Annotated in this window: 16 protein-coding genes; 5 read left to right on the top strand and 11 right to left on the bottom strand. The window is 65.7% G+C overall.

Annotated elements, in window-relative coordinates; all coding sequences use genetic code 11:
- Window positions 1-23: 23 nt before the first annotated feature.
- Window positions 24-479, top strand: coding sequence for a hypothetical protein (locus tag ABEJ63_RS03465; protein WP_375794957.1), 456 nt, complete (start codon window positions 24-26; stop codon window positions 477-479).
- Here ABEJ63_RS03465 and ABEJ63_RS03460 read toward each other — a convergent pair whose 3' ends face one another.
- Both ABEJ63_RS03460 and ABEJ63_RS03455 read right to left on the bottom strand, forming a co-directional pair.
- Entirely contained in the window at window positions 480-1,049 is a 570-nt protein-coding gene (locus ABEJ63_RS03460; protein WP_375794956.1) for a peroxiredoxin, read from the bottom strand.
- Window positions 1,050-1,092: 43 nt separating this feature from the next.
- A complete protein-coding gene (locus tag ABEJ63_RS03455; RefSeq protein WP_375794955.1) occupies window positions 1,093-2,406 on the bottom strand; it encodes a M28 family peptidase in 1,314 nt (437 codons plus the stop codon).
- A gap of 84 nt (window positions 2,407-2,490) precedes the next feature.
- Here ABEJ63_RS03455 and ABEJ63_RS03450 point away from each other — a divergent pair, with 84 nt between their 5' ends.
- The gene (locus ABEJ63_RS03450; RefSeq protein ID WP_375794954.1) at window positions 2,491-3,552 is read left to right on the top strand and encodes a M42 family metallopeptidase; all 1,062 of its coding nucleotides are present in this window, start codon (window positions 2,491-2,493) and stop codon (window positions 3,550-3,552) included.
- Between the two features lie 45 nt (window positions 3,553-3,597).
- Window positions 3,598-4,176: a plastocyanin/azurin family copper-binding protein gene (locus tag ABEJ63_RS03445; RefSeq protein ID WP_375794953.1), complete on the top strand. Its 579-nt coding sequence runs from the start codon at window positions 3,598-3,600 to the stop codon at window positions 4,174-4,176.
- A 1-nt stretch (window position 4,177) separates the two neighbouring features.
- Here ABEJ63_RS03445 and ABEJ63_RS03440 read toward each other — a convergent pair whose 3' ends face one another.
- Together ABEJ63_RS03440 and ABEJ63_RS03435 are read right to left on the bottom strand one after the other, a co-directional pair.
- Window positions 4,178-4,702 (bottom strand): SRPBCC family protein, encoded by a 525-nt coding sequence (locus ABEJ63_RS03440; RefSeq protein WP_375794952.1) that lies wholly within the window; start codon window positions 4,700-4,702, stop codon window positions 4,178-4,180.
- Between the two features lie 24 nt (window positions 4,703-4,726).
- Window positions 4,727-5,512: a thioredoxin reductase gene (locus tag ABEJ63_RS03435; protein ID WP_375794951.1), complete on the bottom strand. Its 786-nt coding sequence runs from the start codon at window positions 5,510-5,512 to the stop codon at window positions 4,727-4,729.
- A gap of 96 nt (window positions 5,513-5,608) precedes the next feature.
- On the opposite strand from ABEJ63_RS03435, the gene coaBC reads away from it, so the two are divergent.
- Together coaBC and ABEJ63_RS03425 are read left to right on the top strand one after the other, a co-directional pair.
- Window positions 5,609-6,772, top strand: coding sequence for a bifunctional phosphopantothenoylcysteine decarboxylase/phosphopantothenate--cysteine ligase CoaBC (gene coaBC / locus ABEJ63_RS03430; protein WP_375795087.1), 1,164 nt, complete (start codon window positions 5,609-5,611; stop codon window positions 6,770-6,772).
- Between the two features lie 24 nt (window positions 6,773-6,796).
- Complete coding sequence (locus ABEJ63_RS03425; protein WP_375794950.1) at window positions 6,797-7,840, top strand: sensor histidine kinase; 1,044 nt, start codon at window positions 6,797-6,799, stop codon at window positions 7,838-7,840.
- On the opposite strand, the gene mnhG is transcribed toward ABEJ63_RS03425, so the two are convergent.
- The 7 genes from mnhG to mbhE are packed head-to-tail and all read right to left on the bottom strand — an operon-like array spanning window position 7,837 to window position 14,009.
- Window positions 7,837-8,190 carry a monovalent cation/H(+) antiporter subunit G gene (gene mnhG / locus ABEJ63_RS03420; RefSeq protein ID WP_375794949.1) on the bottom strand — a complete coding sequence of 118 codons (354 nt, stop codon included), beginning with the start codon at window positions 8,188-8,190 and terminating at the stop codon, window positions 7,837-7,839. The genes ABEJ63_RS03425 and mnhG overlap by 4 nt on opposite strands.
- Window positions 8,187-8,468: a monovalent cation/H+ antiporter complex subunit F gene (locus tag ABEJ63_RS03415; protein ID WP_375794948.1), complete on the bottom strand. Its 282-nt coding sequence runs from the start codon at window positions 8,466-8,468 to the stop codon at window positions 8,187-8,189. The genes mnhG and ABEJ63_RS03415 overlap by 4 nt, the downstream gene beginning before the upstream one ends.
- Window positions 8,461-9,024, bottom strand: coding sequence for a Na+/H+ antiporter subunit E (locus ABEJ63_RS03410; RefSeq protein ID WP_375794947.1), 564 nt, complete (start codon window positions 9,022-9,024; stop codon window positions 8,461-8,463). The genes ABEJ63_RS03415 and ABEJ63_RS03410 overlap by 8 nt, the downstream gene beginning before the upstream one ends.
- Window positions 9,021-10,577, bottom strand: coding sequence for a complex I subunit 5 family protein (locus ABEJ63_RS03405; protein ID WP_375794946.1), 1,557 nt, complete (start codon window positions 10,575-10,577; stop codon window positions 9,021-9,023). The genes ABEJ63_RS03410 and ABEJ63_RS03405 overlap by 4 nt, the downstream gene beginning before the upstream one ends.
- Window positions 10,574-10,960: a sodium:proton antiporter gene (locus ABEJ63_RS03400; RefSeq protein WP_375794945.1), complete on the bottom strand. Its 387-nt coding sequence runs from the start codon at window positions 10,958-10,960 to the stop codon at window positions 10,574-10,576. The genes ABEJ63_RS03405 and ABEJ63_RS03400 overlap by 4 nt, the downstream gene beginning before the upstream one ends.
- A complete protein-coding gene (locus tag ABEJ63_RS03395) occupies window positions 10,957-11,451 on the bottom strand; it encodes an MnhB domain-containing protein (RefSeq protein WP_375794944.1) in 495 nt (164 codons plus the stop codon). The genes ABEJ63_RS03400 and ABEJ63_RS03395 overlap by 4 nt, the downstream gene beginning before the upstream one ends.
- The gene (gene mbhE / locus ABEJ63_RS03390; RefSeq protein WP_375794943.1) at window positions 11,448-14,009 is read right to left on the bottom strand and encodes a hydrogen gas-evolving membrane-bound hydrogenase subunit E; all 2,562 of its coding nucleotides are present in this window, start codon (window positions 14,007-14,009) and stop codon (window positions 11,448-11,450) included. The genes ABEJ63_RS03395 and mbhE overlap by 4 nt, the downstream gene beginning before the upstream one ends.
- Window positions 14,010-14,021: the final 12 nt, after the last annotated feature.

The raw sequence follows: 14,021 nt of genomic DNA, 5'->3' as shown, positions 1-14,021 counted from the left end.
ACCGGCAGTTCCGACATTCGCGCATGGAGAATTTCGTGTCCCTCTTCGGACCGGTGGACGCGATCCTCGCCCGCGAGGTGCTCGCCGCACCGGTCATCGCCTACCTGCTTTTGGGGCTGCTGGTCGCCAACATGGTTGGCCGCATCGCAGAGTACAAGCAACTTGAGGCGCAGGCTGAGGAAGGATGGGAGGCGATGCAGCGCCACTCGCTGCGGGTTGCAACTGGATTCCTGCTCGTCGTCGGCTCCTTCTACTATATGACGGTTCACCACCACGGAGGATTAGTGTTCTCGACGCTCGTACTCGGGATGTTCATCACTGATCTCTTCGAGTTTGAATCCCGGCAGGTCGAGGCCCGTAACGACCGCGAGATAGATAAGCCGAAGGGCGCCATCGTCGCCTCATTCGTCGCGCTCCTCTACATCCTCTACCAGACGCTATTTTTCGTCATCGCGCCGGCCTGGAACGCTGTCGTATAATCAGTCGACGTTCTTGGCCAGCCAATCGGCTACCTCACCGGCGTGTTGGTCTGGCGGGAAGACGGGGTAAAAAGCGTGCTCGACGGTTCCATTTTTAACCACAAGCGTGAGCCGCTGGAGATAGCGGTTGCCGTCAACGGTGAAGGTGGGAAGCTCCAGCGCCTCGGCGAAGGCAAACTCGGCGTCGCTGAGTAGCTCGAAGGGAAGTTCGAGCCGGTCGCGTGCCTCCCGCTGGTAGTCACTTACCTGGACCGAGAGTCCAAAGACGGCGTTGGCGCCGACCGACTGGAGTTCGTCGTGGTGGTCGCGGAAACCACACGACTCGGGGGTGCAGCCGCGAGCACCCGGAATCTCGTCCCATCCATCGGGCACCACGTTTTGGTCCGGGCGGCCGGTCATAGGATAACAATAGACCACGGACCGGCCAGAACGGGCCGCTAGGTCGACCGTCGATCCATCCGTCGCCGGCAGGCGGACCGAGGGGAGGGCCATCCCAAGCAGGTGGTCAGCAGCGCCGTCATCCTCCGGTTCGGGCAAGTCGTCTGGGAGGGGGTACTCTGTATCGCTCATTGGCGAGAGGATGGGAGCCGCCGGCAAAACGATTTCCCGCGAGTTAGCCGTTGAATGGCCAGTCACCGGTTACTTTCATGCCCTCGGCGAGATCCTGCTCCTCAAGTTCCGCCGCGATTGCTTGTGGGTCGCGATGGGGTATTGTCGTCGTCTCGTCTGCTATCTCAACGACGAGTTCCGTAAGGACAACTGCCTGCTCGCGAAGGTCGCGGATGTCGAGTTTGTCAAGCGTGTCCGCGCGGGTGTGTCCCCAGCCGCGACCCTCGTCGTCCGTCTCCGAGTAGACGTGGTAGCCGGGGATTCCGTGCTCGACAAACGGCCAGTGGTCGCTGTGGGGACCGTGATGAGGGTTAGCAGTGAAGGAGTGCTTGAGGCGGTCAGATACCGCCTCGAGGGCGTCGTCAAGTGCATCAAAGCCGTGGGTGTACGCCGCAAGGTCGCGCCCGCGGACAACACCGTCGAAATTGACGACAGCCCGGACGGAGTCGGGATCGCGCTCGGCGGCGAGGTGGCTCGAGCCGACAAGTCCGACCTCCTCGCTGCCGAAAGCGACGAACTCAACGCGCGTCTCGAGGTCGTCTTCGCGGGCAGCCAGCGCCCGGGCCACCTCGATTACCATCGCGGTACCGGCACCGTTGTCCATCGCCCCCTCCGCGATGTCGTGGGCATCAACGTGGCTGGTGACGAGTACCCGCTCGTCCGTTTCAGGACCGAGTTCCGCGTGGACGTTCCGGCTGGTCGCATCTGGAGGGGCAGCCGCCAGTTCGACGTCGACAGTCACCTGCTCGCCCTCGTGTGCGCGGGCGAGCCGAGCGCCGGCCTCCTTGGAAATTCCCACAGCAGGGATGTCGCCGATTGGCCGGTCCTCCGTGCCGACGCTCCCGGTCGGCGCGAGACACCCCTCGATGTGGTTTCGGAAGACAAAGGCCGCAGCGCCCTCCTCGACGGCATAATAGTATTTTTCACGGCGATGAATAAACCGGTCGTACCAGGAGGGGACATTGGTGTCACAGACAACGATCTTCCCCTCGATATCAGTCTCCTCGAACGCCTCGGGGAGCCCGTGACCAAGGTCAACAAGCTCGCCAGTGGCCGTCTCACCGGGCGAGCGTGGTAAGGCAAGACACTCGAAAGCGGCGTCGGCGGCGCGCAAGTCGGCCTCTCCCCGCTCCCACCCCTGGACAGTGAATTCCTCTAGACGAGCGTCATGAGCATACTTGGCGAGCGCGTCGCGTGTCGCGCGGGCTCCGGCGAGTTCTCCGTCGGTGGCGGCCATCCGGTCACCGATCTCGACCAGCCGCTCAAGATGGCTCCAGCCAGCCTCCGATACGAAGGTATCGCCTATCCAGTTGGACATACTCGCCGTGAGTCCGGTCCGCCCAAAGCCGTTTCCCTCGGCGGCGACCGCCACGGCTTAACGCCTGGTCGCCCCAGTAGTAGTATGAACGGGACCGACCCGTCGTTCGACATAGACCTGCTCGCAGAGTTGACCGAAATCGGGGGCGTACCCGGCTACGAGGACCGCGTCCGCGAGGTGGTGCGCCGCGAACTCGAGCCAGAGGTCGACCGCCTGCGCACGGACGGGATGGGCAACGTCGTCGGAACCATTGAGGGGACCAGCGACGCATCGGTGGTTGTCGCAGGGCACATGGACGAAATCGGGTTTATAGTGAAACACGTTACTGACGACGGCTTTCTCCAGTTAGACCCGCTTGGCGGCTGGGATGCCCGCGTGCTGAAGGCTCAGCGAGTGACCGTCCACACTGAGGAGGGCGACCTGCCGGGCCTCATCGGGAGTCCACCGCCGCACACGATGGACGAGGAGGAACTCGAAGGGCGCGATGAGGTTGCTGACGTACGGGTCGACCTCGGGCTAGATGCCGACACGGTCGCGGAGCAGGTGTCAGTCGGCGATTTAGTGACAACCCGTCAGTCGCTGGAGTGGGTCGGCGACCACCTCACTGGGAAGGCCCTCGACAACCGAGTCTCGGTGTTCGCGCTCATAGAGGCAGCTCGACGGCTCAAGGCGCCGACTGCGACGGTCCATTTGGCCGCGACAGTGCAAGAGGAGGTAGGCCTGCGCGGGGCGAAAGCGCTCGGAGTCGATATTGACGCAGACCTCGCGCTCGGGCTGGATACCACCGTCGCCAACGATGTGCCCGGCTTCGAGGCAGGCGAACACGTGACCGAACTCGGCGGCGGTGCCGGAATCAAGCTGAAAGACTCCTCAGCCATCGCGAACCCAAAGGTCCACCGACGGATTCGTTCACTCGCCGAAGAGCGGTCGATTCCACACCAGACAGAGGTGCTGCCGGCCGGCGGCACAGACACGGCTGGACTCCAGTTCGCCGGCGGTGCGACGCCAGCCGGTGCAATCTCGTTCCCGACACGGTATCTCCACACCGTCACAGAGAGCGTCCACGTCGAGGATATCGCAGCGGGAATCGACCTGCTGGTGGCTGTCCTCGAGACGGAAGGAGGAGACGCTGACTACGCGCTGTAAGTTGGAAGCGGAACCTTCAGGGGGGGCTACTTCCAATTGCACTCTATGAGCAGCGACGAGCACACGGTGAGCCGGCGTGGCTTCCTCCGCACGGCGGCGGGGTCGGCAGCCGCGACCGGCGCCGTTGGGACAGCCACGGCTCAGGAGGACGGGGAGTCGAGCGGCGACTATCCCGGCTCTGGGCAGACCGAAGAGGTCGTTGTCGGACCGGGCGGCAGTCTCGTCTTCGAGCCGGCGGAACTGCAGATTCTCCAGGGGACAACGGTGAACTTCGTCTGGGAGTCGGACGGTCACAATATTGTCGTCGAATCTCAGCCGGATGGGGCCAACTGGGAGGGGACCAAGGGCGGCTCGAGCGCTCTCTACGACACCGGGCACAAGTACAGTCATACATTCACAACGCTGGGTACGTACGAGTACGTGTGTGCGCCCCACGCCTCGGCAGGGATGGTCGGCACCATCGAAGTGGTCGAGGAGATTAGTACGCCCGCACCGGCTTCGGGTCCGCCAGAGATTCCGGACTCTGCAAAGACACTCGGCATCGCCGGCATTATTGGGATGGGGTCGACGCTGGGACTGGCGTATTTCCTGCTTCGGTTCGGCGGCGACTACGAGCAGGGATAGCTTAGACGGAGTCAGGCCGAGCAGTTATCTCAAGGTCGACCATCCGGTCGCGACCCTCAAGATCACGCACCGCACGCCGGACGACTCGTTCCGCTTCCGACTGTATTTTCGGTTTCACCTTGTCGATGACCCAGTCCCACGAAACCAGCCGCGGCAGTGAGATAGCACCCGAGTTCGCCGACTCCGGGCGGAACTCCGCGCGGAAGCGAATCCGCGTGGCGACCGACTCGTCCGCAGGTGGGTCGACCGGTTCGACGGCCCAGTAGCCACCGGCATCAAGGTCCTTCGTCAGTCGCCAGTCGATGCGCTCGGGTCGGTCGACATCGGTTACTCGCGAACGGGCGGTGTACGAAAGCTTCCACCACGCGAACGTGAGTTCGTACTCGGTTCCCTCGCCGCCGTCGCCGAACCCCTCGACGGACTCAAGATGTTCCGAGTAGCGGGCATACCCCGGGAAGTCTAATAGGAACTCAAAGGCCTCCTCGGGAGAAACATAGACAATGGTGGTGACCTCGACTGCGTCCACGGAGGTATCTCGGGGGACCGCGTCCTAAGCGTTCCGGGCGTCTGGGTCATCGTCCGGTATCGGGTCGGACGCCTCCTCGTCCTGCGTCGCCTCGACGGAGGGGTGCATCGTTGGTGGCGCCGCAGCCGGGTCGGCGAAGGCCGCGCGCATCCGCTCGGCCGCGGCACGCTCGCGTTCGCGACGCTCTGGTTCAGCTATCTCCTCGCAGCCGGGCAGCACCTCGCGCCCACGGCCCGTGAAGTAGCCCTCGGGCGCGACCCAGTCGTGGTAGTGGGGGCGATCACTGTCCGTGATAACCGCGAGGCTGACCTCGGCGCCGTGGCCGGCACAGACGACTGGCTGATGTGGCTTCTCCGCGATTCGCCCGGCCGCGTACAGCCCGTCGACGCCCGTCCGGCCATACTCGTCAACGTCGACGTACGTCTTCGAGCCGCGGGCCGTCAGTCCGAGGCCGTCGACATCGGTCAGATACGAGACATCAATCCAAGAGGCGGCCACGAGCCGGCGGGTCATCCAGGCATCACCGTCGGCCGTCACGATTCGGAAGCCACCATCGGTCGCGGCGGTGTCCGTGACGGGGGCATCTCGTAGGCGCGCGCCGGCCTCGGTGGCCCCCTCCCGGCACAACTCAAGGAAGGTGGGGGCGTTGACACCAAGCGGGAAGGCTGGCATATTCTCGAGATGGGCGTTGCGCGCGAGTATCGATTCGCCGTCGCTCACAACAGCTGTCTTGAGGCCAGCGGGGGCGGTGAACGTCGCGGCGGTCAGCCCCGCGGGGCCGCCGCCGCCGACTGTGACCTCGGCGTCCATATCGTTGAGTGCGCGCCGGCGAGCCTGAATCGTTCGTTCAGCCCGCGCCGACGCCGAAGGCTCATTACCCGCCGCGTCCCCACCGTCCGTATGAGCCTGCTCGCGGACACGAACGTCGTCCTCGGGGTTGCCGGCTCCATCGCGGCGGTAAAAACGGTCGAGTTGGCCCACGAGCTCAGACGCGAGGGTGCGGCAGTTCGGGCAGTCATCACTGATAGCGCCCGGGGTATCGTCCACCCATGGGCGCTGGAGTTCGCCACCGGTAACGACGTCGTGACGGAGATCACCGGCGCCGTCGAGCACGTCGAGCTGTTCGGCGAGGATGGCTGGGCGGACGTGCTCCTCGTTGCGCCAGCGACGGCCAACACCGTCGGCAAGGTCGCCGCCGCCGTCGACGACACCCCGGTGACGACGTGCGCGACGGTGGCGCTCGGCCAGGGGGTACCGGTGGTCGTTGCACCAGCGATGCACGAGCCGATGTACGACCACCCAGGCGTGCTCGACGCTATCAATCGGCTGGAGTCGTGGGGCGTCGAGTTCGTTGACCCGCGCGTTGAAGAGGGAAAGGCGAAGATAGCTACGGAGGAGGCCATCGTAACCAAGACAGCCAGGGCGGCGACGCCGTCGCCACTCGCCGACCTGACGGTAGTGGTGACGAGCGGCGCGACCAGCGAACGCATCGACCCCGTGCGGGTGCTAACGAACCGCTCGTCGGGGCGAACCGGGCGGGCGGTGGCACGGGCCTGTTACGCAGACGGTGCCGACGTGCGGCTGCTCCACGACGGCCCTACGGTCCCATACGCGAGCGTCGAGCAGGTAGAATCAGCCGCCGAGATGACGGCAGCGGCTGTCGACGCGGCCGCCGACGCGGACGCATTGGTGTCGGCCGCAGCCATTGGCGACTACACTGTTGACCCGGCAGACGAAAAGATACGCTCGGGTGGATCGCTCACACTGGAACTGGAGCCGACACCAAAGCTGCTTGACAGCGTTCGCGGCGCGCACCCGGATGTGACGCTTGTCGGGTTTAAATTGGAGACGGAGGGCGACGACGACGCGCTGGTGGCGAAGGCACGCGATCGGCTGGAGCGGGCCGGATTAGCGTTTGTTGTTGCTAACCGATCCGAGGCGCTCGGTGGCGCAGAGACGCGGGCGTTAGTCGTCCGGCCAGAGTCAGTCGCGGAGTACGCCGGGTCGAAAGCGGGGTTAGGCGAGCGCGTGGCAGCCGAGCTGGCGGCAGAACTCGGCGGCAAGACCTAATTACCTCCGTCCGGCATCGGAGGTATGGACGACCGGCGGCCGGCCGTCGGCTGGTGGCTCATCGGGCCGGCGCTCGGCGTCTGGCTGGTGGGTACCTACCTGGCGGCGGCATCGATAGCCCGCGGGCCGCTCATGGGCGCGGCGCCGGTCGTGTTCATCGAAATCTTGATTCTGGTCGGTGTCGCAGTCGTGTTGACCGCTGGCGGGCTGCTCGTCCGCTCGGACACGGCGCCGCGGGCGGCCCGCGAGGCCGGCGTCGGCGCGCTTGTCGGCGCGGCGCTGGTCGCGCTCATCGGTGTTGTACTCGTTGTCGGCGACGGCATCGACACCGTGCTCGATGCGGTCCACAATGTGCTCGTGGCGACGGGCGTCGGCGGCGTTGCAGGGCTGTTCGTCGGGCGCTTCCGCGGGCAGACAGCCGCGGCGACGGCGGGGCTAGCGGCCCAGCGTGATGCGTTCGTCTTTCTCAACCGGATGTTGCGGCACCACGTGCTCAACGGCGCGAATGTCATCAGCGGCCACGCGGAGCTGCTGGCCGAGGAACTCGACGCCGAGGTGGGGTGTGACCGGGCAGAGCTCATCAGACAGCGCGGCGAGAGCATCGGTCGGCTGGTCGATGAGACGCGCCGAGTCGGCGAAACCCTCGCCGACGAGCGAGCACCCACGCCTGTCGACGTAGTGGCGCTGCTCAACCGCGAGGTGGCGTCGTTGCGGGAAGCGTACCCAGCCGCGCGGGTACGCGTCGAGACGCCCGAGACGGCGACCGTCTACGGCGGGGAGTTCCTCGCCGTCGCGTTCGAGCATTTGCTGACGAACGCCGTTGTCCACAACGACACCGACGAGCCACGAGTATGGGTGTCGGTCCGCGAGCAGGGCGACGAGACAGAGGTAGTCGTCCGTGATAACGGCCCCGGGCTGGAGACGGACACGCCATTCGAGCCGTCGGGGGGAGACGACTGCGGTTTCGGGCTCTACCTTGTGAACACGCTGGTGACCGCAGCTGGCGGTGAGGTGACCGCCGACGGAGACGACGGGACGGCGTTTACTGTCCGGCTCCGGCGCGTTTAGCGTTCCGTTGGGTCGTCGACATCCTCGCTGTCACCGCCGGGCCACCGAGCGCCAGCCGCGAAGTCGACGCCCATTCGCTGGGCGCTCCGGCTTATCATATGCGAGCCAGTCGGCGCCGTGACGAATAGGAAAACGACGGCGACGAGCGACACCAGCCCAGCCCCCTGCGGACCGAAGTGGACGAACCCTCCGAGCAGGATGCTCGCGGCGCCGAGTGTCGTTGCCTTTGAGGTGGCGTGCATGCGGTTGTATACGTCGGGCAAGCGGAGCAGGCCGACCGTCCCTACGAGAAGGAAGAAGGCCCCGACGGCGATGAACGCGACCGTGAGCAGCGCACGAAGGTCGGTCATTCGATGATATCACCCTCTGTCACGTAGCGTGCGACAGCAATGGTACTAATAAAGCCGATAATAGCGAGCACGAGTGCCACGTCGACGAACAGTCCCCGGTCCTGCCCAATTGCATACAGGACGGCGACGGCGACGACGTTCGTGGCGATGGTGTCGAGTCCAACTACCCGGTCCGGCGTTGTTGGGCCCGCGACGACCCGGTAGCCCGCGAGCAGCGTGACGCCGACGGCCACAAGCAGGCCGCCCGTGACGGCCGCATCCACGAGTGGACTACTCACCACCCTCACCTCCACGGCGAGCGGCGCGGGCCGGTGGCGCTGGGTCCGACGGCGCCGCGTCCTCCTCGAACACCCGGATGGCGTAGTCTTCCCACCGGCGAATAGGCTCAACAATCTCTTCAGTGTCGCCGGCGACCGCATGGACATACAGCGTGTTGGTCGCCTCATCGTGATCCATCGTGAGCGTGCCAGGCGTGAGCGTGATAGAGTTGGCAATGGTGGTGACGGCGGCGTCCGACTCAACGCGCAGCGGGATGGCGACGACACTCGGCTCGATAGGCAACGACGGCGCGAGCACACGGTATGCGACGTCGACGTTCGCAGTCACCAGCTCCCACAGGAAGACAGCGACGTAGCTGGCAGCGTACGGGACTGTCCTCAGTCGCGCGGCAACGGCGAGCTCGTCGGCGTAGAAGCGCCGCAGCCTGTACGCCAGCGGGAGCCCGACCGCCAGCCCGATAACCGCCTCGCCGAGTACGTCGGCCGTCGTGACGCCGCGGACGAACAGCCACAGCGCCGCCAGCCCGACACCGATGACCGGCCACTTGCGGCTCACGCTTCCACCCCCAGCACTGCGTCGATGTAGCCACTTCGGTCGACGGCTGCCCGCGCAGCCGCCTCCGCCGCGGCCGCCACTGGCTCGAAGCCGATGCCGACAACCACCAGCCCGACTGCGAGGATGGCCACGACCGTGACGAGGCGTGGCTGCGGGTCGTACTCGACGGGCTCGCCCCAGAAGGTGCGGTTCCACGCCCGCGAGAAGTAGGCGATGGTGAAGACGGCGCCGACAAGCGCGACGGTGAGCACAGGCGTCGAGCCGGCGCGAACGCCGGCATCGAGGACGAGGAACTTGCCGAAGAAGCCAGACAGTGGCGGGATACCGACGAGCGCGAGCGCGCCGAGAAAGAAGGCGCCAGCGAAGGCGGGGTCCCGCTCGGAGAGGCCACCGAGGTCGGCGAAGTCGTCGGAGCCGACGCCACGCCGAAGCACCCCCACCGACAGGAACAGCACCCCCTTTGCGAGGCCGTGGTTGAGCGAGTACACCAGCGCGGCGACCAGCCCTAGTCGCATCAGCGGGCTCCCGAAGGGCGCGGCCGCGGCGACGGCTAGCGGCAAGACGATGAACCCAACCTGTCCGATAGAAGAGTACGCGAGCAGGCCGTCCATGTCTGGCTGGTTGACGGCGCCGACGCCGCCCAGTAGGATGCTCCCGACAGCCATCACGAACATAACGGGGCCAAAGAACCCCAGTACGGAGTCGCCGGCGACGAGTGGGAGGTCGACGCCGACGGTCGCCCCCGAGAGGATGGTGAAGTAGACGCGAACGATGGCGTAGATGCCCACCTTCTTGACGACGCCCGCGAGCACGGCGGTGACAGGAGCAGGCGCGGCCCGGTAGGCGCCGGGCACCCAGAACTGGAACGGGACGATGCCGGCCTTCAGCGCGAAGACAGCGAACAGTAGCGCCGACAGCCCCACGACCGGTGCAGGGTCGACGCTCCCGGCTGCCAGCCGCGCGGCCATGTCTGCCATGTTGAGTGTGCCAGTAACGGCGTACAGGCCGCCGACGGCAAGCAGCATCACGGCGCTCCCCAGCAGGTTCAACACAGTATAGTGGAGCGCCGCGCGGGTGTGTTCGGGTCCGGAGTAGTAGACGACGAGCACGTAACTTGCCATCAGCATCACCTCGAACCAGACGAAGAGGTTGAACAGATCACCAGTGAGGAAGGCGCCGGTGATGCCGACGAGCATGAAGTGAAACAGCGAGTGGTACGAGAGACTCGCCGTCTCGGCATCGAGATATCCAGTCGAGAAGACTACCGCAGCGAGTCCGACGATGGCCGCGAGCACGAGGAAGAACGCCGAGAGCGCGTCGGCGACGAGTACGATACCGAACGGCGCGTCCCACGCCGCCAGCGCGTAGACGAGGTAGCCGTCGGCGTCCGCCGAGAGCGCGGCCACCAGCCCCCCGACTGCGACGGCGTAGCCGACGCCTCCCAAACCGCTCACCGCCCGCACCATACGGGGGTAGGGCCGCGCGACGAGTGTGACGACGGCGGTGACGAGTGCGACCAGCAGCGGCGCGACAATAACGTGCGGGGGCGTCACTGCGTCTCACCTCCCTCGACATCGACATCGGCGTCGGGCTCCTCGTGGCCCAGCGCCGCGAGGTCGATGGTACCGTGTTCCTCGTACACCCGGTAGGTCAACACGAGCGCGAACGCCGTTGTCCCGAAGCCGATGACGATGGCGGTGAGCACGAGCGCCTGCACGAGCGGATCCTGCACGGCGCCCTCGCCGCCGTGTCCGTGGCCGGCGAGCACGGGGACGCTCCCCGCAAAGCCTCCCATCGTGACGAGGTAGGTGTTCGTCGCCTGCGAGATGATGGTGATTCCCCAGACGACACGCACGACGTCTCGGCGCAGCAGGAGGAACGTGCCAAACGCGAACAGCAGGCCCAGCACCGCGGCCATGACGAAAGAGGCGGTCATTCGCGACCCACCACCGAAACCACCGTGAGGAGTCCCCCAACGACGACGAGATAGACACCGACGTCGAAGACGAACGCGCTCGCCAGTTCGAGCGTGCCAATACCAGGCAGTTCTGTCACCGCATGGACTGCGGGAACGTCACTCAGGTACAGCACGGCCTGTGTGAGGAACGGGTAGCCAAGCGCCATCGCGACAAGTCCACCCCCGAGCGCGACACCGAGGCCGACGGCGAACAGCCGCGCGTACGTCCCCGGGAGCCCCGCGAGGACGCCGTCGGCCTCGGCGGCGCCCCCGACCAGCGTCCGCAGCGACTCGCGGCCGTAGATGATGTAGACGAGTGCGAACGCGGTACACGTGAGCACGCCAGCGATGAAGCCGCCGCCGGGGAGGTTGTGCCCTTGGAAGAGCAACGCCAGCGCTGTCAGCAGGATGAACGGGACAACGACTCGGGTGACGGTGCGGGCAATGACCGTTGTCTCGCGATCAGTCACGGCCGGTCACCTCCGTCGGACACGGTCCCGGATCCGGAGTCGAAGTCAGGCTCCTGTGGGCCGTCGGCGACAGCCTCCGTCTCCGGTTCCTGGCCGCTCGCCGCGGCAGCGGCCGACTCCTCGCCGCTCCCGCGGAGGCCGACGAGCGTCAGCACGGAGAGGGCGGCCATCGCGACGACACTTATCTCTCCGAGAGTGTCGAACGCCCGAAAGTCGACGAGAATGACGTTGACGATATTGTTGCCCCCACCGTGGTCAAGTATCCACAGCCCATGTTCGGCGGGGACGGGCGCGCGCTCGACGAAGAAGTCAGCGATGGGATCTGGCGGCGTCGCCGCCGTCGTCACTAACACCGTCACGAAGACGGTGACGCCGACGGTCCCCGCGAGCAGGGCATCCGCGGCCGCCCGTCGCTCCGCGAGGTCACCGTACCACGAGGGGAGCTTGTCGAGCACAAGCAGGAACAGGACGAGCACAAGCGTCTCGATGACAAGCTGGGTAAGCGCGAGGTCCGGCGCGTCCCCGAGGACGAAGAACAGCGCCATCATGAACCCGAGGATGGACAGCGTGAGGACACCGGCGACGTGGGAAGGGGCCCGCAGCACTGCCACGGCGCCGAGAACCGCGGTGAGGAGGACGACCGCAAGCGGCGCCGAGACGGCGAACCCCTCGAACCCGGGGAGGCTGACGGCCGCGGCAACGTAGCCGCCCAGCGCGAGCGCACAGACGCCCGCCAGCACGGTGTAGGCGTACCGGCGGAACACGCCGTTGTGGACGAGCCGGTCGGTTGCCGTCGAGAGCCCGTTTGCCGCCGACAGTCCTGCGTCATAGTACCAGTTGGGGCTGGTCGGCGGCACCGCCCGCGCGCGTCGAATACCGCGGTGGAGTTGGCCGTAGAAGGGATATGCAATCGTCCCGAGCCCGATGGTGAGCAGGCTCATCAGGAAGTACGGCGGGAACGATGTCGGCATCTTGTATACGAACGGCCCCTCAAGCGCATGGAGCCCGCTGCTGTTGACGACGGCCGCGAGAAAGCCGCCGACGATGGGCAGTTTCAGGCCAAACGTCGCCGTGAGTCCGCCGACGCCGACGTAGACGGCGATGGCTGCGAGCGTCAGCGGGGGTACAAGCATCGCCAGCGGCGGTCGGTGGGCATGGAGTCCCTCCGGCCGCTCGCCGAAGAACAACATCAGGAACCGAATTGAGTAGAGGAACGTGAATACGCTTCCAAAGACGGCAACAGCAGGGAACAGCCAGAACAGCCCACCCTCGACGTGGGCGATTTCATAGGTGGCCTCGAACAGTAGTTCCTTCGAGTAGAAGCCATTGAACGGCGGGACACCGGCCATTCCGAGGGCAGCTACTGCGGTGATGCCAGCAGTCACCGGCAAATCGCGGCGTAATCCGCCGATGTCGGGGATATAGCGAGTACCGGCCTCGTGCGCGATAATGCCTGCGACCATGAATAGTGCCGCCTTGAAGACGGCGTGGTTGAGGATGTGGAAGGCACCCGTCTCGGCACCAAACTCGTTGGCCAGTCCGTAGCCGGCGATGATGAGCCCGAGATGGGAGGCCGTCGAATACGCGAGCAATTCCTTGATATCGGTTGCGCCGACGGCGAGCATCGCAGTGATACTCATCGAGATGAGTCCGATCGTCGCGAGCACGAGTGTCCACGCGGGGACGGCCGTCTCAGGCAGCAAGAGCGGGCGAGTCCGGCCAACCAGGTAGACGCCGGCCTTCACCATCGTTGCGCTGTGGAGAAACGCCGAGACGGGGGTCGGCGCCTCCATCGCATTGGGAAGCCAGATGTGGAGCGGTACCTGCGCGGACTTGGCCATCGCGCCGATAGCCACGAGGGCGATGACGGGAACGAGCAGCCCACGCTCGGCCAGCACAGTCTGGACCGTCTCAGCGTTGGCAATCAGCGAATCGGATGTTCCAACTAAGACGAACGTGCGGGCGAGTTCAGGCGACTGGCCAGAGACAAACGCGAGCACGAGAAAGCCGACAAGCATGAACAACCCGCCAGAGACGGTGATAAGCATCGACTTGCGGGCACCGTAGCCGCTGGCCTCCGTCCGCTGATAGTGGCCGATAAGGATGAACGAAGTGACGGAGGTGAGTTCCCAAAAGACGAATAATGCGACGAGGTCGGCCGCGAGTGCGACGCCGACCATTGACCCCATGAACGCGAGCAGGGTAGCATAGTACTTCGCCTGACCTGGTTCACCGTGCATGTAGCCGCCAGAGTAAGTGAACACAAGGACGCCAACACCGGAAGCGAGGAAGCCAACCAGCAGCGCCAACCCGTCCAAGTAGAGTGTGAACGAGATGCCGAGTGTCGGCACCCACTGGTAAGTGAGCCCGGAGACCGCGGGATCGGCGGCGACCGCAGCACCGTATTCCCCGGCTAACAACAAGAACGTGACTGCTGCGACGCCGGCCGCAAAGTACGCGGTCCGCTCGCCGACAACCCGGTAGACCAGCGGCGCTACCGCCGCACCCACGAACGGGAGCGCGAGCGCGGCCAGCAGGGCGACAGGGCTCGGTTGCACGTTCGACTCGCG

The sequence above is a fragment of the Halosegnis sp. genome (genome assembly GCF_042216475.1).
GTDB lineage: Archaea > Halobacteriota > Halobacteria > Halobacteriales > Haloarculaceae > Halosegnis.
The sequence above is the reverse complement of the archived record's forward strand: the minus strand, read 5'-3'. Positions and strand labels throughout refer to the sequence as shown.